This window comes from Vibrio sp. H11 (genome assembly GCF_004804295.1).
Taxonomy (GTDB): Bacteria; Pseudomonadota; Gammaproteobacteria; order Enterobacterales; family Vibrionaceae; genus Vibrio; species Vibrio ostreae.
The window spans coordinates 1-18112 of the sequence record NZ_SSHN01000020.1 but is presented as its reverse complement, the minus strand read 5'-3'; the positions used below and the strand labels follow the sequence as shown (position 1 = coordinate 18112).

The window sequence follows — 18112 nt, the reverse complement described above, 5'->3', positions numbered from 1 at the left end:
GCGCCTGTTAGCGCAAAGCCTCGGCGGGTTCGTTTAATTCATGCTGTGTCGGGATTGTGTCGGTGCGTAACGCTTGCTTTTTGTCGACTAGCAGATCGTGCCAGCGGGTTAATGCTTCCCGCTTTTGCTGCTCGACGTATGTGTGAATGTAGGCCTGATCCAGTCTGCTTAACGCATGGTTGAGCAGCCGTTCGGCCACCATGTAATCGACCCCTAAATCCGCCCAGCAAGAGCGCGCCAGCTTACGCAAGTCATGCGCGGACCAGTCGCCCTCACTGATGGATTTCACCCATTCGTTGGCGGTCGATTCTGAAATCGGCTTGCGGCCTTTGGCGGTCGGAAACAGGTATTTACCCTGGTAGCCACGCAGGCTTTGATGGAACTTCAGATGCTCAAGCCAGGTCATGGCCCAGTCCGTCAGCGGTACCGTCAGCGCTTCGCCGGTTTTGGTGATGTCAGCCGGGATGTCTAAACGCTGGCGCTCGATGTCGATGTGATCCCAACGAAGCTGGCGGGTTTCCCCTATTCGGGTGCCATGCGCCAGCATCAGCACCACCAACACCTTTTTAACGGCATGTGCCTGGCTGATTTTTTGCCAAAGCGGGATGATGTCTTTCTGCTGTAAGCGGCTGGCTTTCGGTTTGATTTCTGCATCAATGAAATCGGAAAACACCATGCTGGCCATCGGATTGACAGCCAGGTGTTTGAGTTTAGTGGCTTGTTTAAAGATGCGTTTCAACAGCGCGAAATGCTGCCGAACGGTACCCAGTTCATAACGATTCTGCAGCGGCCAAATCAGTTCGTTATCCAGCAACGATTCGGACACATCTTGTAAGCGCTCTTGACCCAGGCATGGGATCAGATGGCGGGTGATGCTGCTTTTAATGTCGGCTTTTCGTTTGCGGCTCAGACTGCGGTCTGATAATGCGCGAACTAGGTACCAGCTAAGCAGCTGCTCGACCGAATCCCAATCATCCAGGGTCGCGGTTTTGCCCAAAGTGACGTTGCCAATCAGCTCATTTTTCTGGCTGAGCAACTGCTTAGTGGTAAGGGTTGGCCAGTTGGCCAGTTTGCTGCGGCGGGTTTTGTTGCCGCGGTGTTGGATCAGGTACCAGCTGCCGGTTTGGCGATTAGCATGGATGCGCAATTCAAACGGCTCACCGATGCCACGAATGGCGGTGATTCGACTGTCGCTCAAACAGCGCTGGATCTCTTTATCGGATAACTTACGTTGCTCAGTGGCCATGTGGTTTCTCTACGGACTGCAAGATATGTTTTCGGGCTTTGGTCAGGTGGCTTTCATAGGTTTTCAGGCTGATGCCAAGCCGTTCGGCCTTGTCGGCTCGGGTCGCTTGGGTCGACAGGCCCGGCAGGGTGATCGCGTTGTAATGCACACGCAGCACCTTGACGGTTTTCGGGTGCGTTTCTGCCAGCCCCATTAATGCCGCCTCAATGTTGGCTTCCATGGCATCCAACGCGGGCGAGCGCGCGCCGCCGGTGCCAAAACTCATGAATCCTTTATTGGCCATCATTTTGCCCATCAGCGAACCGTAGCCGCCAATCAGCTGGCCGTGGTGCACCCATCGCGCCCACGACTCTAACCACTGATCCAACGTTTGACGGTTCATGTTTATTTCCCCTGAGATTGACGACTTAATTTCTGATAATGGTTGAGCCACTTTCGGGTCAGGGTGGCGTCTGGTTCGGCTAGCTTGGCCAGTTCGCTCTCAATCATGGGGCGGGTCATGTTTCCCCGCCGGTACCGGTACAACCACAAGGACGCCTGTTTCTGGCATTCGGTTTCCTTGGCCAGTTCGGCGTTCTCGGGGGCCGCCAGGTTGTACCCCATCACGCCACCTTTTCGTTGCGCCCAACCAACATAAATTTGCTGACCGCTTCCTCTGGGGTGTGGACATGAAACGGCAGGGATTGACGGTGCGGAAGCGGGTACACCATTACGTCCTGCTGCTTGATTTCAATGTGCGCGTAAATTTTGCCGATCTTGCCGTAGACGTGTGCAAAGAATGCCCCCTGACGGCGAAGCCACTGCACTTCCACCACGCTGGTCGGGTTATTCACAATGCGGATCATCCGAAACGGCATTGGGCGTTCAAACTCCAGCATCAGACGCTCAAGACGGGCCGAGGCTTCCGGGATGTGATCCAGCGTCAGAGTCTGGACGCGGCTGGCGTAAAGGCTCATTAGGTCTTTAATCACCGCGTTACGTTTGCTGTCGGTACCGCCCATAATTACCAGGATCATGCTGTCGCCCTCTTTTGTTGTTGGTGGTTGAGATGTTGTCGACGCCAGTCGTTGATATTCACTGCCCCGTTGCTTTTCAAAGTGATCAGCTCTTGCTCTCGCAACCGAGGGAACCGGTCAAGCGTGGCCCAGCTGTAAGCCGTCTTATATGGCACCCCTAAAAACTGGGCTGCCTGAGCAATGCCGCGCTTTCCGAATTCGTTCTCGATCCAGTCACTAAATGTCACGTTATGAATACCCCATCTGCGTTTTGTGGTAACTTTTATCACAAAACGTGGTGATGATAAAGATCGATTTGTAGTAATGTCTGCGCTTTGTGGTAACATAGCGACACATATTTTTCCTTTTGTGACCTATCAACGGGCGAATCCTATGGATGAAAATTACAAAGAGCTCATTGCGTCCCGAATCAAAAGCGCACGGAATTCGGCGGGCTTGAAATCAGAGGAAGCAGCGAAGCGGGCCGGTGTTGGTTTAAGCCGTTGGCTTAACTGGGAGTGTGGCGCACGCACTCCGAAACTGGACATGATCCCCGAGATTGCCAAAGCCGTTGGCACGACCGCCGCTTATCTGGCCGGTTACACTGACCACCAAGGCCAGAACTCAGACAGCTGGCGTTATGTCACCGCACAAGACAAGCGATTCAAGAGCAGCGACTTTCTGGCCTTCAACGTTGACCACCTCAACCGACTGGGCTTTAAAGAGCGGGATGTTTCCCTGTTAGTGGTACGTGACAACTCGCTGTCACCGGAACTGGTTGAGGGTGATCTGGCACTAATTAACAGCCAGCTGAATGAAATTGACCGAACCGCTATCTATGCCATTCAAGATGGCAACGGCCATGTGTGGATGCGTTGGATACGACCGGAAATAACAGGCGGTTATACGGTGTATACGCAAGACAAAACCCACTCGCCGGATCAGCATTTCAGCAAAGAGCAGCTTTGCCAGCTGAATGTCGTCGGGCGATACATCGGGCACTGGCACCAGGCCAGCGCGTAAAGCAAAGCGCGGCGGGGTTCGTCGTGTTTTTTTTCAGCTCAAAAAACCACAATTAGTGATAAATACCACCAAAAGTAAAGCATTTACCACGATAAGGATTAAAAATGTGTGAGTCAGTTGCAGAAGCAAAACCGTTAAATGTGACAGAATTTCCCAAGCTTCAGCGCCAAATCGTTCGCCAGGCAAACCGGGAGGCTGCCAGTCTGTTATCCATTGAAGCGCTCGCAAAACAAATTGTTGAACTGAGCAGCGGCACTGCCAGCCCCGAAAAGTTAGAGCATATCCAGCAATACGCAGAAGCCATGATGTACAACATTGAAGACACCCGCGAACGACTGGGCCGATTGGCTGCCAGCGTCAATGACATGAGCGCGGGGTAACAACATGCAAATCATACAAGCCAAAAACACCCCGTTGCTCGATGCTGAACAATTAGAAGTGCTGACCCGTTACGCAAACGGGCAAGATGAGTTTGATGTCAAACACTCACTGGGTATCAGCCAGGCTGAGCTGGCCACGATCGATAAAGACATTCAAGCCCGTTTATCTGCGCATACCAAGATGCACATGATTAGCCGAGCTTGGCAGCTTGGCATTCTGACCACGCGCGCACTGTGCCTCATGCTTGTTCTGGTCACATCCTTTCATGCCCTCGACCCGAACATGGCCAGAACTCGTACCCCTGTCAGAAATAGCCGCCCACCAACCAGCCTGGCCCGCGCGGGTCGTTCAGGACGAAACAAGGAATTTAACGCATGAATAACGCTCAACGAGTCAATCAAACCTCCGGAATTTTTGAATACTACACCGATAAACTTTGGGTGGATGCAGCGCGGGAAGTCATGGGAGGAATAGAACTGGACCCGGCCAGCTCTCTGACCGCAAACCTGATTGTCATGGCTGACCGTTTTTATGACGAAGCCACCAACGGACTAGCTCAGTCTTGGAAAGCAAAAAGCCTCTGGATGAATCACCCATTTCATCGCGGTGAAAAACCTTGCCCAACGGATCGCAGCAAGTGCGCAAAAAAAACATGTAAAACGCGAGGGCATCACATTGACCAGGCTATCCCGGGCAACATGGACTGGATCAACAAACTCATTGATGAATACGAAAATGGCCACGTTGAGCAAGCGATTTGCATCACGTTTGGCTCAACCTCAGAAGCCTGGTTCAGAAAGCTATTGGCTTACCCTCAATGTTTCCCAAACGGCCGAATTCAATATTACAAACCGGATGGTACTCTGGCGCGAGGCGTGACAAAGGGCAGCGTTCTGACCTATCTCGGCCCTAACGTCGCCATGTTTGATGAAGTGTTCAGCCGATACGGCACCGTTAAGTAATGGTTTAAAGGAAAAGCTATGGATAACATCACCCAACATGACATCTGTTTAATGAGCGCCCTGTTATTGGATGGATTAGACCTGGACACGATTGGCGAAAAATTCGAAATTCCGGAGTCTGATGTTATTCAGTACATTTACCCACCGAAGAAATTTATCCGGGCCAGTCTATTTCAAAGTCGATTACGCCGAGGAACAGCGCGACTTGGGGAAGACTGCATAGAAAAACTCTGTCCACAATGCGATCATTTTTACCCATTGCATGGCGACTTTTTCCACAATAACAAAAACACCCCTGATGGCTTTTTCGGGTGGTGCCGAGCTTGCGAGATTGACAGGCAAAAAGAAAAAAACAAAAAACATACTTAAAAAACAACAATATAAAAACAAAATAAAGCAAACATAAATATGTATATCATTAATGCTATACATATTTTTTTATCTGCGCTAAAGTATGTATAACATCAATGCTATACAAAGGTAATGACATGACAAGAATCATTATGATCGGCTGCCGAAAAGGCGGCGTCACCAAAACCACAACAACTATTAATCTAGGCTATGAACTAAGCCGACAGAATAAACGTGTCCTTGTACTCGACTTTGACGGCCAGGGCGACTGCACAAAGTTTTATGGCCAGGAAGACTCTCAATTTTACATTGGTGATGCACTGCTCGATCGTAAGTTTGATATTCAGCAGGCCATTTACCCCGCGATAATTGCGGGGTCACCTCAAGACAACTTGCATATTGTTCCTGGTCGTCGTGGTGATGTCATGACTAAATTGGACATGGACATGATTTCACTGACCCGCCGCGAGGAACGTCTAAAACTCCATCTGGACAAGATCAAACATAATTATGATTTCATCCTTATCGATACCAACCCAGGAACGTCAGTTTTAGGTCTTAATGCAGTAATGGCTGCTACAGAATACCTATTCCCCACAGAGTACAAAGAACACAGTTTGGATGGGGTAGAAACCCTACTTGAACATATCCAGGACGTGAAATTCTGTGATGAAGATGAAATCAAATTCATGGTGGTGCCATCGAAGATAAGCAAAACAGCCAAAAAGGCACTGGATTACGGCTGTAGCTACCTGGCTAACCGTTGGCCCAACAATACCGCCAACACGACCATTTGGGATAGAAGCCTATTCACCGAGGCCGAAATGGAGCATGAACCGGCCAGCGTTGTGAATCGTGGCCATGTTGCTGCTGTGTATTATAAAGACCTAGCCAAAGAGGTGATCGCTAATGACAAATGATGAAATGAAGCTGGCCGAACTGAAAGCCAAACCAAAGCTGACTGCTGGTGACCGTGCTCAAATCAAAATCCTTGAGAACGCCATAAAGAAATCAGCAAAGAGCAAGCCGGATAACAAAACAAACAATGCTTTTGCTATCAAGCCAACGACCAAGCTGGCACCACTTCCCATTCGATTCTCAAGCGATGAACGGACCGGGTTAACACAGCTAAAAAACGACATCAAAACCCAAAACCAAGAAAAAGTGATAACTGAGCTGGGCAGTGACCGAGAAATCAACGACACAAAGCTCATTAGGGCGGCCATCTACTTGTTAAAGACGCATAGCCACGATGAAATCATCGACGCTATCAAGCAAGTAAAGTTGAACATGATCAGATAAACGAAAAATGTATAGCATAAATGCTATACATAAAAACAAATGAGGTTTATTTTGTGTATAGCATTAATGTTATACACATAAAAAAGCCGGTGAGTATTCGACCTCTGCACCGGCTTCTGTGACCACTACACAAGGAGCATAGCAATGTCACAAGCGCAATATAACGCAATTGGCAAGACACGTCTAATGGACATCCAAAACTTACGTGAATCAGAATTACTGGCTTACTTACAGAGTCGCCCCGCATGGGTTCAGAAAGGGCTGATTAACGTGTTGAGACGCTTATAATGAGCTGGTCGCTACCGGATACTTGCATTAGTTGTGTTCACTACCAGCAAGCCGGTTACAAGCACGATGAACACGCACCAAAAAAAGACGCCTGGGGATTTGAACAGGTACCGAAGCAGCAGCGATATGGCATGTGTCAGCACAAAAAGTGCCATGTTTTCTGGAATGAAAGGCCATGCCCCGGTTATCAGCCGGAACCAGATATAGAGACGCACCCCTGCAGACCTCGACCTTGTGCGCTACAACCTCATCAGGATACACTGATATAAGAAAGCCCCCATATTGGGGGCTTTTCTTTTAAGCCACTGAAGCTAAGCTCAGACTTTCAATCTCAATCACCAGCGGCCGGATAAGCGCCAGTCCTGACTCAATCTCTTTTTCCACATCGTCCCCTGATTTGTTCGCCCTCTCCAACACGTTAACAATGGTTTTAATTTCCTGGCATCGAGCGATGACCAGCTCGCTCTCATTGCTTGTTATAGACTTACTCATATTTTTACCAACTGATGTTTTATTTATATTTTGTCGTTAGACCATCCGAATATGCCCGCCTCAACTACTGATGTAAATATCACCGGAAAAAACAGTCCTATACTTAGGTGAAATAGGTCAAATATGTCCTACGTGCCAGCCAAAAATGGGAGGCAGCACTATGAATCATCGACAACTGATCAAGGCTTTGGTTGAAAGACGAAAGTCACTCGGCATAACCCAAGCAGTCATGGCCAAGAAAGTTGGGCTGTCACTGAAAACCTATCAGCGGGTTGAGCAAGGCGAAACAGACATGAAACTGTCTACATATAAAGCGATGATCGATGAACTCAACATCACCGATTTAGATGTGGCATTAGATTTGATTGGCATTGATGGGGCCACACCATGGGATGTGGCCGCGGCGGCCAGGGTGTTACCGCCAGATGTAAGAACCGTACTAGTGAGCCTGATTATGATGATACACCGACACGGTCACAAAGGTTGACGCTTCTCAAGGGTTACCATGATTTCAATCAGCGGCTCCAGCCATGCTTGGCATTCTGACGCGGAATTCACATTCTCATAAATCAGTGATACTGACGCCCCTTTTGCCGTTACTCTATCCAGCACTTTTTTTAGCTGCTCCACACTGCCGGCCAACTTATCGACACGCCACACCATCAGTTCGTCACCACTGACCAGCTGCTCAATCACCTGGTCTATCGGTTTAGTATCTTCGATGTGTTCACATCCGTGATCATGCAGTGATTTTAGCTGTATGGCCAAATCACTATCTTTGGTTACAAATCCGTACTTCATTAAAACTACCTAAGCGTGACGCGTCACAAGACATAATATTGACGTAATAGTAAAGCACTGACGCAAAACAAAACACCCAGGACATAACAATTATTAGACAGACCAAAACTTGGTGAAGATTATGCCCATTATGTTTAATAAGCGAATTGAGGCGGGTTTTTATCAGTCACAGGCAGGCAGACACACTAAACAGGCAAAAAGACCGCTTAGGACGCGTTACAGTGCGACGAAATGAGTTGTAAGTTTATTACAGTTTGAGCGGAGTTTTTGAGCAGAAAAAAGGCGGGGTGGTTTGGCGGCCGATTAGCATCGAAACCGCCAAAAGATCACGTTTACTTACAGCTTGGCCGATTTAAAGCCATTATCCATGATGACCACAGGATCGGATTCATTAATCAGCCATCGAGCGCCTTGGCTTTTCCACGAACCGTCAGACTGTTTGTAATCGACATTCTCTAACCGGCCAATAAAGCCACGGTTAGTGTTATAGAGCTTTTCAACATTCGACGTGGTTCGAATCGTCTGTTCTGCGTTGTATGTGTATTTCATTCTGATTTTTCGTCCTGTTCGTTGACCATTTCTGACAATTTTTGTTTTACTTCACTGTCACTTAAAACCCCGCTTTCCATATCTGTTGGATACTCCCACACTCCATCATCAGCGACAAATACATCCTCACTAACCCCTGTTTCTACGTTTCGACTAACAGCCAGACCAAGAGGGTGCAATATCTCTTTGTTAATGCGTTCCAATAACCCAAGCTCTGACATTTGATTCCAGTTAATAGATTTCATGATTAAATTCCGTTGTTGTTTGAGAAAGCAGATAAAGCCAGCTTTGCGTAACCTGCCGTGCTAGTCCAGTTGCGCCCAATGCACTAATGATAAAGCCCTATTCGCTCGGTAGTGGCGACATAGCAACGAATGTTCATTAGCAGTGTGTCGGTGCTGCGCTTTCGGGTTCCTGTAGCATCGCCAGCGTTATCTGCGAAAATTTCCGTTGTTAAGCTGCTTCATCAATACAGCTAGTTAATTTATCCACGTTCTTTTCTATAACTTCAAATTCAATCGCCCAAACGTGATCATTAGGCTCGCAAGTTCCATATATAGAACGCCATGTATGCTTAAACATTGGCCAGTTTCTAAATCCCTCTTTCTGGACTTGTTCTGGATTGCCGCGTAAATCTTTTAATTTCTCAATGCGAACATCAGTTACCCGAAGCGTCAAGCGACTACAGTGTTTAGGCATATGGATAGATGGCCGCCATTTGTAGCCCCTTATTTCATGGTCTTTTTCATTGGCTAACCCTGTCGGCTCGCTGGCCTTGTAACGCACCTCCTGACAACCAACCTCCCACGGTGAAATTTCTTCATAGTCTTGCCCCGGATGTAGAGTTGCAAAGGTTTCACGAACCCAAATCAGATCACCAATAAAACAAGGCGCAGTGACAAGATCACATTGCGGAAAATCGGTTCCAACACCACGACGAACTAACGCACCCCACTTGCCTTTTTTTGGGTGAGAACTAGTGATTTTTGACAACTTGCTATCGTATAACTCCCAACCATCAGGAATGCGGATAGGGCGACGAGTTACCGCCTTGCTACCATTAAGCAACGCTGTAACCATTTCAGTGTTGAATATCATTGGAACTGTTTTCATGCTAACTACCTTAATTATTGTCCTGACATTTTCCGTTGTGTTTATTAAGCCGCTAACTGTCGGCGATTGTCACTTAAATTGGCTTCAACCAATGCCTGAGCCACCGGCGGGCAGACTGAGTTTCCGCAGCGGGCCACCTGTTTGGCCTTTGAGAGTTTCTTACCTTGGCTATCATGCGAAATTTTGTACCCGGACTTAAAGCCCTGAGCAGCGAACAGCTCGTGCGGTTCAAGCATCCGCATACCAATATCCACCACCTGGTAGTTCTCGCCACGAACTGTCACCAGACCGAAGCGATGCTTTGTTGTGATTGTCTGCACTGGCTGATCAAGTGCATGCCCATAGTTGGTGCCGTAATACTTGAGCAGGAAAGCTCTTACTTCACCAATATGAAAGCCACCGGCTGAAATGGTATGCACTGGCTCATCAGTACCATGTCCGATATTACTGCCGCGCATTTTAATCATATGACTGGTAACCAGGGCGTTATGATCCTGAGTCGTCACAGTGTGCAGAGGTTCATTCAGGTCTGAGCCAGTTACACCACTGTAATGCTTTGCCATAAATGCGGTGACTAGGGCTGTTTTTCCACCGCCACCTGCTGTAATGGCCCCCATTGGTTTGTTAATGTCAGCACCTTTACTGTTGCCAAATTGGCGATCAAGTTGCGCCGTTACTAAGGCAAAGTGGCCACCTTTAACCTGGGCGCAAATGGTACGCAGTGGCTCGTCGGCTGGCATGTTTCTCTGGCTTGATGCATTGGCGCATTCGGTGATAAACGGCGTCTGATTTTCTTCGCTGACAATGAACGGGTTATCTGAGTTAAGCACAAACCTTTCAAGCCCTTTGGCGATGCGTTGCATCGTTTTTTCAGCCAACGGTTTCTTACGTCCGAAAATGGATTTTACCGGGATAGACCAATCAATAATGTCGGCAGCGGTCGAAAATGGCAGTAAACCTGAACCTTTAGGCCCATGTGTTGGCGCCGGCCAAACGATAGACTGCTTATCTTTACGAGCAATCAGGAAAAAACGTTTACGGATGGTTGGTGCGCCAAAATCACAGGCGCTCAAAACGTTGTGCTCGATGCGATAACCTAACCCTTGCTCCAGCATTGAGTAAGGAAAGTCCGGACCTAATGCCTCTTTGATTTCATCCCAAGCGGGATGATCTTTTTCTAAGCCGGTGGTCAGAACATCTATAAACGCGTTGAACGTTTCGCTTAAGCGTTCAGGGTCTGGCTTCCAGCGGCCCGGTTCCACTTCAATCAATGGCCCCCATGTTTTGAATTCTTCAACGTTCTCTAACATGAACATTCGCACCGGAACCAATGCCGCCCAGCGAACAGCAACCCAAGCAAGGCCACGGATGTTCTTATCAACGGGGCGATTACCTTTGGCTTTTGAGAAGTGCTTACAATCTGGAGAGAACCAGGCTAAGCCCACCGGACGGCCAGCGCAAGCGGACACAGGGTCGACATCCCAAACAGATTCACAATAATGCTCAGTTTCAGGATGATTAAGCTTATGCATATCTATCGCATCGGGATCATGATTAATCGCAATATCAACATGACGATTAAGCCCTAACTCAATTCCACTTGATGCGCCGCCCCCGCCAGCAAAGTTATCGACAACAATTTCACCTGGTTTAATCACCACAGCCTCCACATTCATTATACTGGATATAAATCAACTTTGATTTATAATAAACTAAATCAACTTTGATTTATTTGCAAATCATTTTTGATTTATTTAGATTGTGAGGAAATTCGATTGACGAGTGATAATGTGCCTAAAAAGTCATCAGAGAATACAGAATACGCAGAGGCTGCTAGAAGCTTCTTAAAAGCTAAAAGGAAAGAGCTTGGAGGTGGTCGTGAACTTTACCGATTACTCTATGGCAGAGAACCGTCGGATAGTGAAAATCAAACGCTGATAAACCTATTGAGCAGAGGAAATCTCTCTGCTGAATTTTTGGGGCTATGCACTGATAAATTAGGCTTACACAATGTGACATTATCTGAATTATTTGGTACTAAAAGGCTGTAACTCCAGCACATCAACACCGCTTAGCTAGCTCCCTACTCTTATAATCCAGCAGAAAAAATAGGGTGACACTGTCACCCTTTCCCACTTGCCAGACTCTTTAACGCCTGGAGGTTTTGATTATGCTTATAAGTACAGTGATCGCCAATGGCAATGGCCAACACCCAGCAGATCAATGGTCCAATCATACTGCCGAACGTCAGCACAGCAATCACGACTAAAATCAGCGCCGCCACAACGGATGAATACAGCAACCCGAGCGGGCCAAAAAAAATAGTCAGTGCTAAAGACACCAGGCGAGATTTCTTGTTCAAATTCATTTTTGCTTTCCTTATGTGATACTCGATCAAATCGCTATATGCGCCACTTGTCAATGAAACCTGTTTATTTTGCTACTCATACCCGCGAAGCTTTGATGATCGATGAACTGGCCACTGGCACAAAATTTGCCCTTCCTCTTGCGAGGCTGGCGCGCAGCGCCGTGTCTTTTGGTTCGGTGTAGCTTCATCTGAGTGATGGGCTTCGTGAGCCGTTCCACGATTCTTGCGTGTTGGTTTGCAGTATAGAGTCGGAAGACAAAGGAAGATCCAGCGCGGCCAGCTAGAGCGCTTTTGTGTTCTTCTGTGGGCAGCTGATGCTGGACGTGGGGCCCGTTGGTTTGCTTCGATGTGGTGACGTTGGTCACTGTGCTTAGGGCAAACCAATGGGAGGTACCTTATCCCCAGCTTGCTGGGGCGTAATAAGTAGATAGCGGTATATAAAGAATAAAAGATAATTTTGCACTTATCTCATAGCTGTATGCACTTATTCTCGATCTGGCTTTGCACTTATTTGTGGATAAATAGAAGATGAATGCCTCTGGCCACACGATCGCAAAGAGAACAGCGCATCACGCCCGCATTTGTGGTTAAAAAACACACAGAAATATACGCTAGGTACGAAAAAGCCCAGGCTGTATTGGCCTGGTTAATCATAAAGAAAGGGTCAGTGAACGGTCGGAGGCTTGCCGGTGAACTTGCGCAGCTGAGCCACGCGCTGATCAACCAGTGCCTTAAAGGTGGTTTTGTCCATCGTTGCCAGCTCATGCTGACTGAGAGACGCCAGCACGGCCTGCTGCGCCAGCTGACGCTGCTGCTGCTGGTCTTTGCCGCTCATGGCGCGACGCATCTTCTTACGCTCACACTCATGCTTACGGCGCTCAAAGGCGCTTTTGCGCCAGCGGATCTTACGCTCGACCCGGATTTGCGACACCGACATGCGCCCCACTTCCTCTGGCGTTTTTCCGGCTTTGGTCGCTTCACGCTTGAGATAACCCAGACGCTCGTTCTGCACCTTTGTTAATCGCTCCGTAGTAATACCGCAGGCATTGAAAAACAGCGGGGTAGCTTCATAGTATTTATCAATCCATGCGCCCGCTTCTTTATCCCACACCTGATCTTCTTTGCGATCGATGACCCAGCCGAGTTTGACCATATCCGCCAGTGCGCGGCTAGCGCGGGAAATAGAGACAATCGGGGAGTAAGTCGGGTCAGCGTCTAGTTTCTCCTGCTCTGCAGCGGAAATGGTGCTGAGGCCCGCCAGATCAGCGGCGTTGCGTAAGGAAATTTCAAACTGAAAAGTCACTAGGTTAACGTGCTCACACAACGTAGCGGCCAGAGCATTGATTGCCCGGCGGCGATCGCGATAGAAACTGCGCTGGCGGGTGTCGGTCATGTTAGCAGAGGATTGCTTGCTGATGAGTACCGCCTCATCACTCGCTGTCACATCGCGTTTTTGACAGGAAGCGACCAGGTCGCGAATGAACGCAAGACGCTTTCGATACGTGTCCGGCGTCGTAAATGCCGGGTTCGGATTCTTGCATTGCGTAGAGTGAACCCCTCTACGGCGTCTGCACTGCTTGTTAGTTTCCATTTTTTGCCCAAATTGTAGGCGGCAAAGCTTGCAGTGGTGAACCGCAACAAGTAAACTAACTAATGCCAATCAGTTCGTTTACGCCTTTTTTTGTTGCGTTACGAATTATCGAGAAGCCCCGTTAGCGCGGGGCTTTTCACCATCTAAAACCTGCCGATTTCCGTCTGTTTAATTTCTATTCAAAAACCAGTCTTTCAACCACAAACCGTGGTAACGCATCCAAATCTACCACACGATGCCGAGCTTTGCAGTAACTCATTTAAATTTTATTTGATTGATCACGTAGGATCACGCTCTGCTCAGCGATGTTAATTTCCTGCCGAACCCAATTTGCAGCCCCCTGAGCCAACCGCAAACTGTGCCCCATACCAGGGGAACAGGCGTCCTCATCTTCACTGGCCAAACAGAGAAAGCGCAAAAATTCGTCCAGGTTTCTTATCGTACAAGAAAGATCGCCGGTTATTAAGCTATTTTGATTTTCTGGCATTTCCTCACCCCTAACCACTGTACAAAAACACAGGTAATTAGACAGAAAAAACCAAGTAAAGGCAAGGCATTAACAGAATGGAAAGCAAAGAAAGGCTGCGCCCTGCTCGCAGAGCGCAGTAAAAGAAAGGTTATAAAATGAAACGCTCCAAGCGGTCACCCGTGCGCCAGGCGGCGCATTTTGCAATGAGCATGGCTGATCGATGAGTTGCGCAAAAACCTGTTTGGGTGCGAGATGTGGTTAGTAGCGCAACACAGAAAAAAGCAGACGACATTACTGAGAGAATGTAGCTGCTTACCTTGTTCTTTACGCCCACTCAACAAGGATGTTGTCAGGCTCGACGGCTAAATGCTCCAGGCCAACCGGCTGCTTGGCGCGCAGGTTGACGTGATAGCCAGGAATGGCCACTTTCTCGGGATAGTCGTTCCCCTCGGAATCTTTTAGGATTTTTCCGGTTTCTTTGTAAAGTGTGCCTATCAGGATCATAGAATAATCATGACTGGTTGTGATGATTTCGCCCTCTGACACCAGACCAGCATTCACACAAGCTGTAAAGAAAGCCTCATAACTTTCGGCTCTTAAATATGAAGATTGATATTTCATTGAGCACCTCCTAGAACCTTTTGTTCAGCTTCTGATAGCAGCCGGTGAAAAAACTTCGCATTCTTCATGTGTGCATTCAACTGCCAGGTTCCAGACGAAGCACCGATGCGAATAACGCCGTCAAACGGCATTGTCATCTTACCTACATAGACGTCCCCTATAGGATTCTTAACTCCATTTACATATAAACATGCAGTATGAGAGTCAGCGTTATACTCAACAGAAAAAGTATTCATTTCGTTGGCTTTATATGCGGGGTTGTTAAATATGGATCCGAGATTCGTATCACCGGAAGCATTGCTGCCAGCTCTAAAAACCATCGAATTGGACGCAGTTGATACCAAACCCAGAAAGTGACCAGTCTCTGACGCATTTCCTACTGAAAATATCGTGCGGTTTGAATCTCCAAGATCTTCGTTTAAATCTGTGTCGCAAACAAAACACCACGACTGACCAGTCATTGGCAGATTACCTTCAACTGGCAAGGTTACAAAATCGGATGCTGCCGAAAATGGAGTTTCTCCCGTTTTTACATAGGGAAGTAAAGTGCATGAGGAACCTATGACCACTTGCCAACCGACAGTTTTTATGTATCGGCTAGGATCACCTGTGTAAAGCGTAGAACCATTTCTAATCATGAGTAATCGCAGACGAATCTGTGTTGATGGTGTCTTCAATTCATGACTGATACTGACGCGATACCATCCATCGTTCAACGGGGTAATATTGAACCCATCACCGGATGTGACCACAGGCTTACCTTGCTCATCAAATGCAACGTTAACTTTTGCATTATCGCCCGTATTGTCCCAGTTGTAGATGAAAAATGAAAAGAACTCATTTGATTTTCCATACCACAGCTCTTGGTCAACCTTGATATGCCAGACCCCCAAAATTTTTTCACCTGCAGGAAGATCGGTGACAACTACCCTCGATTGGACATAATGGCTCGTATCCCCGGTTGCTTCAGCGACGAGATAACTATCAGAATCTAGCGGGGTGTCTTCATCTGGTGTCAACGTGAGGTTGGATATTGTATACGCCGTTTCTTGGTCTTGGCTTCTAATCAAACTATTCGTGAAGTTTTTAAAGATTCCTATACCTTTACTGCTGATGCCTGGTTGATCAATTTCAAGTGACTTATAGACACCGCTTTTGTTAATTACCTGTCGCCCACTCGCCCGACTGAACTCGACTGACTTAGTTGGTAAGTCAACCATCACCGAGCCATCCTGAGCCGGTGACACATCAATCTGATCGTGTTTACCGAAACCTCGCACAATCTGTAGGCTATCGTTAAACGGGATATACACATCCGGCTCGCCTACGAACAGCTCATCATATTTGAGCCAGTCTGAGTCAATTTTACCTTCTGAATCGGCCAGAGGGATTTTACCGGGTTCGGGCGTTAACGTCGCGGTGCCACCGGTCACTACTGCGGCCGTTTGATCACGGTAAACTTTGGCCTGGTCAGCGTGCTGTTTTGACTTTGTCGCTTCTACTAGAGACTGTTCAGCGTTATCTTCCGCCTGCGCGGCAAACTGTCCGGCAGCTTCTTTAGCCGCTTTCGCTTCCGCCGTATATTGCATGATCAGTTTCAATGCTTCGGGGGTAACAGGGACTGTTTGTTTTAACAGTTCGGATAACGTCAGCACTCCTGGTGTTTCGTCATTAATCACTGTTGTGCCAATGGGTTCAAAACGATCACCATAACGTATAGAAATACGATGCGTACCAATCACTAAATTGAAATCGTACCCCCCGTCAGCTCCCGTGATCACATCGAGCGACGCGGTAGGTAACGTACTGCCAAAACCTTGAGTCGTCCTAAAGTGAATATGTACATTTGGCGCAATATTGCCGCCTGAATCCGTTAGAACGCCGGTCACACGTACTGACATAATTTTCCTCTTTTCTGTATAAAGGGCAAAGAAAAACCCGCCAATGGCGGGTTAAATATCGAAGTAATCTGCAGCGTGAAAGACGCGCATCGTCTATCAGCCGGTTAAGTTGTACATCCCGTAATGATTTTGCCAGAGATTGGTCCAGGGAGGACCACTCGGCCTTAATACGTAAAAAAAGAGCCGAATCTCCTTTGTAAAGATGGTCATTAACGACCGTTTATTTATACACGTTGTGAACCAGGCTACCGGCGTAGTACGCGCCGTACTGATACACCGTTGCGGCGTTTGCGTTAACGTAGCAACGCAAACGGATCTGCACGGTTACAGGGGTCGCACTCGGCAGGGGTACCTCTTTCGCTAATGAGTGAAAGATGCCATCGATCAAGTAAGCATTTTCCATTGCACCACCGGCGGTATACACCAACTCGCCATTGACCAGGTACTCCAGATACACTGCGCCGCCGGAGGTATTCCCCGAGATATAAAAACGAGTGCCTGCCGGGATCAGCATTTTTCTTTCCCACGCTGCCTGGGGAATGTCAAATGTGCTGATCGTCCGGTACACGGTCGAGCCTCGGTTAACCTGTATATTGGTTACATTACTCAGAATGTTGGTGATGTAATTCTCGTAAGTGTCACCGATTAAGTCCTCTACATACACGGTGCCGCGGAAGATGCCGTTGGCGAACTCACAGCCGCTTTTGCCCGTCTGTTTGCTGTTCCAGATTGCCCAGCCTCGGGTTCCGGCAATGTAATCATCAGACTGGATCTGAATGTCATTTTGCTGAGGAAAAAGTTTACCCACTGACTTGGCATCATCAATCAGCCCCTCATCCCTGACCACTTGCCAGTTGCTGCCTGTCCAGCGATAAGGGCGGTTATTGAGGTTGGTGTTATACCAAATATCCCCGGTCGACAGATTCCCACCACTTGGCGCAGTGCCTTGGTAATAGGTAGTGATTTTCCGGTCAGCGGTGGTCTGAGCCTGAACAATCGCGGTGTCCTGAATATCAATCCATCCTGCACTGGTAAACATGTACTGATTGTTTCCCTCTGCTGTATTGATCCAGATGTCGCCCTCGTCAGCCTGTGCTGAGTTTGGCGCGGTGCTCTGCCGGAACGTCTGAATTTTACCATCGGCCGTTTGCTGGGCTTTGGCGGCGTCAATCAGCGCCTGGTCGGCATCATTCACCGCTCGGTTAGCTGTATTAATTGCCACTGTAATGTCGGTATCTTTAATATCAACCCATCCAGATGCCGTGTACATGTATTGATTGTTGCCCTGGCTGGTATTGACCCAGATGTCACCCTGAGAGGCCGAGCTTGGGGCAGTGCCTTGATAATACGTGGTGATTTTACCGTTGGCGGTAGCTTGAGCCTGCGCCGCATCCACCAACGCCTGATCCGCCGCATCAATGGCTACCTCAATATCAGCGTCTTTAATATCAACCCATCCAGATACGGTGTACATGTATTGATTGTTGCCCTGGCTGGTATTGACCCAGATGTCACCCTGAGAGGCAGAGCCTGGGGCAGTGCCTTGGTAATACGTGGTGATTTTACCGTTGGCGGTAGCTTGAGCCTGCGCCGCATCCACCAACGCCTGATCCGCCGCATCGATGGCCAGCGCAATGTCTCCATCCTGCACTGATACCC

At 48.2% G+C, this 18112-nt stretch carries 26 protein-coding genes; 9 read left to right on the top strand and 17 right to left on the bottom strand.

The genetic code is table 11. The features are described from left to right. Positions 1-7: 7 nt before the first annotated feature. The 5 genes from E6C74_RS20215 to E6C74_RS21035 are packed head-to-tail and all read right to left on the bottom strand — an operon-like array spanning position 8 to position 2588. The gene (locus tag E6C74_RS20215; RefSeq protein WP_136487855.1) at positions 8-1246 is read right to left on the bottom strand and encodes a site-specific integrase; all 1239 of its coding nucleotides are present in this window, start codon (positions 1244-1246) and stop codon (positions 8-10) included. Continuing rightward, positions 1236-1628, bottom strand: a complete 393-nt coding sequence (locus tag E6C74_RS20210) for a hypothetical protein (RefSeq protein WP_136487854.1) — start codon at positions 1626-1628, stop codon at positions 1236-1238. The genes E6C74_RS20215 and E6C74_RS20210 overlap by 11 nt, the downstream gene beginning before the upstream one ends. 2 nt (positions 1629-1630) lie before the next feature. Further along, on the bottom strand, positions 1631-1849 hold the full coding sequence (locus E6C74_RS20205) for a hypothetical protein (RefSeq protein WP_136487853.1): 219 nt from the start codon (positions 1847-1849) through the stop codon (positions 1631-1633). Then, positions 1849-2262 carry a hypothetical protein gene (locus tag E6C74_RS20200; RefSeq protein WP_136487852.1) on the bottom strand — a complete coding sequence of 138 codons (414 nt, stop codon included), beginning with the start codon at positions 2260-2262 and terminating at the stop codon, positions 1849-1851. Before E6C74_RS20200 ends, E6C74_RS20205 begins: the two co-directional genes overlap by 1 nt. After that, the gene (locus E6C74_RS21035; protein WP_168797070.1) at positions 2259-2588 is read right to left on the bottom strand and encodes a hypothetical protein; all 330 of its coding nucleotides are present in this window, start codon (positions 2586-2588) and stop codon (positions 2259-2261) included. Before E6C74_RS21035 ends, E6C74_RS20200 begins: the two co-directional genes overlap by 4 nt. Here E6C74_RS21035 and E6C74_RS20195 point away from each other — a divergent pair. The 7 genes from E6C74_RS20195 (at position 2566) to E6C74_RS20165 (ending at position 6260) form a co-directional block, all read left to right on the top strand. Further along, a complete protein-coding gene (locus tag E6C74_RS20195) occupies positions 2566-3264 on the top strand; it encodes a helix-turn-helix domain-containing protein (protein ID WP_136487851.1) in 699 nt (232 codons plus the stop codon). The genes E6C74_RS21035 and E6C74_RS20195 overlap by 23 nt on opposite strands. 104 nt (positions 3265-3368) lie before the next feature. Further along, complete coding sequence (locus E6C74_RS20190) at positions 3369-3644, top strand: hypothetical protein (protein ID WP_136487850.1); 276 nt, start codon at positions 3369-3371, stop codon at positions 3642-3644. Positions 3645-3648: 4 nt separating this feature from the next. Beyond that, entirely contained in the window at positions 3649-4023 is a 375-nt protein-coding gene (locus tag E6C74_RS20185) for a hypothetical protein (RefSeq protein ID WP_136487849.1), read from the top strand. Beyond that, a complete protein-coding gene (locus E6C74_RS20180; RefSeq protein WP_136487848.1) occupies positions 4020-4607 on the top strand; it encodes a hypothetical protein in 588 nt (195 codons plus the stop codon). The genes E6C74_RS20185 and E6C74_RS20180 overlap by 4 nt, the downstream gene beginning before the upstream one ends. An 18-nt stretch (positions 4608-4625) precedes the next feature. Beyond that, positions 4626-4976, top strand: a complete 351-nt coding sequence (locus E6C74_RS20175; protein WP_136487847.1) for a hypothetical protein — start codon at positions 4626-4628, stop codon at positions 4974-4976. Between the two features lie 119 nt (positions 4977-5095). Further along, the gene (locus E6C74_RS20170) at positions 5096-5878 is read left to right on the top strand and encodes an AAA family ATPase (protein WP_206208453.1); all 783 of its coding nucleotides are present in this window, start codon (positions 5096-5098) and stop codon (positions 5876-5878) included. After that, complete coding sequence (locus tag E6C74_RS20165; RefSeq protein ID WP_136487845.1) at positions 5868-6260, top strand: hypothetical protein; 393 nt, start codon at positions 5868-5870, stop codon at positions 6258-6260. Before E6C74_RS20170 ends, E6C74_RS20165 begins: the two co-directional genes overlap by 11 nt. 585 nt (positions 6261-6845) lie before the next feature. Here E6C74_RS20165 and E6C74_RS20160 read toward each other — a convergent pair. Continuing rightward, entirely contained in the window at positions 6846-7040 is a 195-nt protein-coding gene (locus E6C74_RS20160; RefSeq protein ID WP_136487844.1) for a hypothetical protein, read from the bottom strand. 160 nt (positions 7041-7200) lie between these two features. On the opposite strand from E6C74_RS20160, the gene E6C74_RS20155 reads away from it, so the two are divergent. Further along, a complete protein-coding gene (locus E6C74_RS20155) occupies positions 7201-7527 on the top strand; it encodes a helix-turn-helix transcriptional regulator (protein WP_136487843.1) in 327 nt (108 codons plus the stop codon). Here E6C74_RS20155 and E6C74_RS20150 read toward each other — a convergent pair. From E6C74_RS20150 to E6C74_RS20130, 5 genes are all read right to left on the bottom strand, one after another. Beyond that, positions 7515-7841 (bottom strand): recombinase family protein, encoded by a 327-nt coding sequence (locus tag E6C74_RS20150; protein ID WP_136487842.1) that lies wholly within the window; start codon positions 7839-7841, stop codon positions 7515-7517. The genes E6C74_RS20155 and E6C74_RS20150 overlap by 13 nt on opposite strands. 336 nt (positions 7842-8177) lie before the next feature. Further along, positions 8178-8390 (bottom strand): hypothetical protein, encoded by a 213-nt coding sequence (locus tag E6C74_RS20145; protein ID WP_136487841.1) that lies wholly within the window; start codon positions 8388-8390, stop codon positions 8178-8180. Beyond that, a complete protein-coding gene (locus tag E6C74_RS20140; protein ID WP_136487840.1) occupies positions 8387-8635 on the bottom strand; it encodes a hypothetical protein in 249 nt (82 codons plus the stop codon). Before E6C74_RS20140 ends, E6C74_RS20145 begins: the two co-directional genes overlap by 4 nt. Positions 8636-8843: 208 nt before the next feature. Beyond that, the gene (locus E6C74_RS20135; RefSeq protein WP_136487839.1) at positions 8844-9503 is read right to left on the bottom strand and encodes a hypothetical protein; all 660 of its coding nucleotides are present in this window, start codon (positions 9501-9503) and stop codon (positions 8844-8846) included. Positions 9504-9547: 44 nt separating this feature from the next. Further along, positions 9548-11161 carry a DNA cytosine methyltransferase gene (locus E6C74_RS20130; protein WP_206208452.1) on the bottom strand — a complete coding sequence of 538 codons (1614 nt, stop codon included), beginning with the start codon at positions 11159-11161 and terminating at the stop codon, positions 9548-9550. A 117-nt stretch (positions 11162-11278) separates the two neighbouring features. Between E6C74_RS20130 and E6C74_RS20125 the strand changes: the two genes are divergently transcribed. Continuing rightward, positions 11279-11554 (top strand): hypothetical protein, encoded by a 276-nt coding sequence (locus E6C74_RS20125; protein WP_136487837.1) that lies wholly within the window; start codon positions 11279-11281, stop codon positions 11552-11554. A gap of 71 nt (positions 11555-11625) precedes the next feature. On the opposite strand, the gene E6C74_RS20120 is transcribed toward E6C74_RS20125, so the two are convergent. The 6 genes from E6C74_RS20120 to E6C74_RS21030 all read right to left on the bottom strand — a co-directional run. Continuing rightward, positions 11626-11871 (bottom strand): hypothetical protein, encoded by a 246-nt coding sequence (locus E6C74_RS20120; protein WP_136487836.1) that lies wholly within the window; start codon positions 11869-11871, stop codon positions 11626-11628. 664 nt (positions 11872-12535) lie between these two features. Then, entirely contained in the window at positions 12536-13462 is a 927-nt protein-coding gene (repA, locus tag E6C74_RS20115) for a plasmid replication initiator RepA (protein WP_136487835.1), read from the bottom strand. Positions 13463-13721: 259 nt separating this feature from the next. Continuing rightward, positions 13722-13949 carry a hypothetical protein gene (locus tag E6C74_RS20110; protein ID WP_136487834.1) on the bottom strand — a complete coding sequence of 76 codons (228 nt, stop codon included), beginning with the start codon at positions 13947-13949 and terminating at the stop codon, positions 13722-13724. A gap of 306 nt (positions 13950-14255) precedes the next feature. Next, positions 14256-14552 carry a hypothetical protein gene (locus E6C74_RS20105; protein WP_136487833.1) on the bottom strand — a complete coding sequence of 99 codons (297 nt, stop codon included), beginning with the start codon at positions 14550-14552 and terminating at the stop codon, positions 14256-14258. Continuing rightward, positions 14549-16453 carry a prophage tail fiber N-terminal domain-containing protein gene (locus tag E6C74_RS20100; RefSeq protein ID WP_168797068.1) on the bottom strand — a complete coding sequence of 635 codons (1905 nt, stop codon included), beginning with the start codon at positions 16451-16453 and terminating at the stop codon, positions 14549-14551. Before E6C74_RS20100 ends, E6C74_RS20105 begins: the two co-directional genes overlap by 4 nt. Positions 16454-16673: 220 nt before the next feature. Continuing rightward, on the bottom strand, positions 16674-18112 hold a 1439-nt coding region (locus tag E6C74_RS21030), incomplete at its 5' end, for a hypothetical protein (RefSeq protein ID WP_206208451.1).

Bases quoted from the DNA above. Each gene is read 5' to 3' on its own strand.
- E6C74_RS20215 (WP_136487855.1), bottom strand. From the start codon at position 1,246: ATGGCCACTGAGCAACGTAAGTTATCCGATAAAGAGATCCAGCGCTGT.
- E6C74_RS20210 (WP_136487854.1), bottom strand. From the start codon at position 1,628: ATGAACCGTCAAACGTTGGATCAGTGGTTAGAGTCGTGGGCGCGATGG.
- E6C74_RS20205 (WP_136487853.1), bottom strand. From the start codon at position 1,849: ATGGGGTACAACCTGGCGGCCCCCGAGAACGCCGAACTGGCCAAGGAA.
- E6C74_RS20200 (WP_136487852.1), bottom strand. From the start codon at position 2,262: ATGATCCTGGTAATTATGGGCGGTACCGACAGCAAACGTAACGCGGTG.
- E6C74_RS20195 (WP_136487851.1), top strand. From the start codon at position 2,566: ATGTCTGCGCTTTGTGGTAACATAGCGACACATATTTTTCCTTTTGTG.
- E6C74_RS21035 (WP_168797070.1), bottom strand. From the start codon at position 2,588: ATGTTACCACAAAGCGCAGACATTACTACAAATCGATCTTTATCATCA.
- E6C74_RS20190 (WP_136487850.1), top strand. From the start codon at position 3,369: ATGTGTGAGTCAGTTGCAGAAGCAAAACCGTTAAATGTGACAGAATTT.
- E6C74_RS20185 (WP_136487849.1), top strand. From the start codon at position 3,649: ATGCAAATCATACAAGCCAAAAACACCCCGTTGCTCGATGCTGAACAA.
- E6C74_RS20180 (WP_136487848.1), top strand. From the start codon at position 4,020: ATGAATAACGCTCAACGAGTCAATCAAACCTCCGGAATTTTTGAATAC.
- E6C74_RS20175 (WP_136487847.1), top strand. From the start codon at position 4,626: ATGGATAACATCACCCAACATGACATCTGTTTAATGAGCGCCCTGTTA.
- E6C74_RS20170 (WP_206208453.1), top strand. From the start codon at position 5,096: ATGACAAGAATCATTATGATCGGCTGCCGAAAAGGCGGCGTCACCAAA.
- E6C74_RS20165 (WP_136487845.1), top strand. From the start codon at position 5,868: ATGACAAATGATGAAATGAAGCTGGCCGAACTGAAAGCCAAACCAAAG.
- E6C74_RS20160 (WP_136487844.1), bottom strand. From the start codon at position 7,040: ATGAGTAAGTCTATAACAAGCAATGAGAGCGAGCTGGTCATCGCTCGA.
- E6C74_RS20155 (WP_136487843.1), top strand. From the start codon at position 7,201: ATGAATCATCGACAACTGATCAAGGCTTTGGTTGAAAGACGAAAGTCA.
- E6C74_RS20150 (WP_136487842.1), bottom strand. From the start codon at position 7,841: ATGAAGTACGGATTTGTAACCAAAGATAGTGATTTGGCCATACAGCTA.
- E6C74_RS20145 (WP_136487841.1), bottom strand. From the start codon at position 8,390: ATGAAATACACATACAACGCAGAACAGACGATTCGAACCACGTCGAAT.
- E6C74_RS20140 (WP_136487840.1), bottom strand. From the start codon at position 8,635: ATGAAATCTATTAACTGGAATCAAATGTCAGAGCTTGGGTTATTGGAA.
- E6C74_RS20135 (WP_136487839.1), bottom strand. From the start codon at position 9,503: ATGAAAACAGTTCCAATGATATTCAACACTGAAATGGTTACAGCGTTG.
- E6C74_RS20120 (WP_136487836.1), bottom strand. From the start codon at position 11,871: ATGAATTTGAACAAGAAATCTCGCCTGGTGTCTTTAGCACTGACTATT.
- repA (WP_136487835.1), bottom strand. From the start codon at position 13,462: ATGGAAACTAACAAGCAGTGCAGACGCCGTAGAGGGGTTCACTCTACG.
- E6C74_RS20110 (WP_136487834.1), bottom strand. From the start codon at position 13,949: ATGCCAGAAAATCAAAATAGCTTAATAACCGGCGATCTTTCTTGTACG.
- E6C74_RS20105 (WP_136487833.1), bottom strand. From the start codon at position 14,552: ATGAAATATCAATCTTCATATTTAAGAGCCGAAAGTTATGAGGCTTTC.
- E6C74_RS20100 (WP_168797068.1), bottom strand. From the start codon at position 16,453: ATGTCAGTACGTGTGACCGGCGTTCTAACGGATTCAGGCGGCAATATT.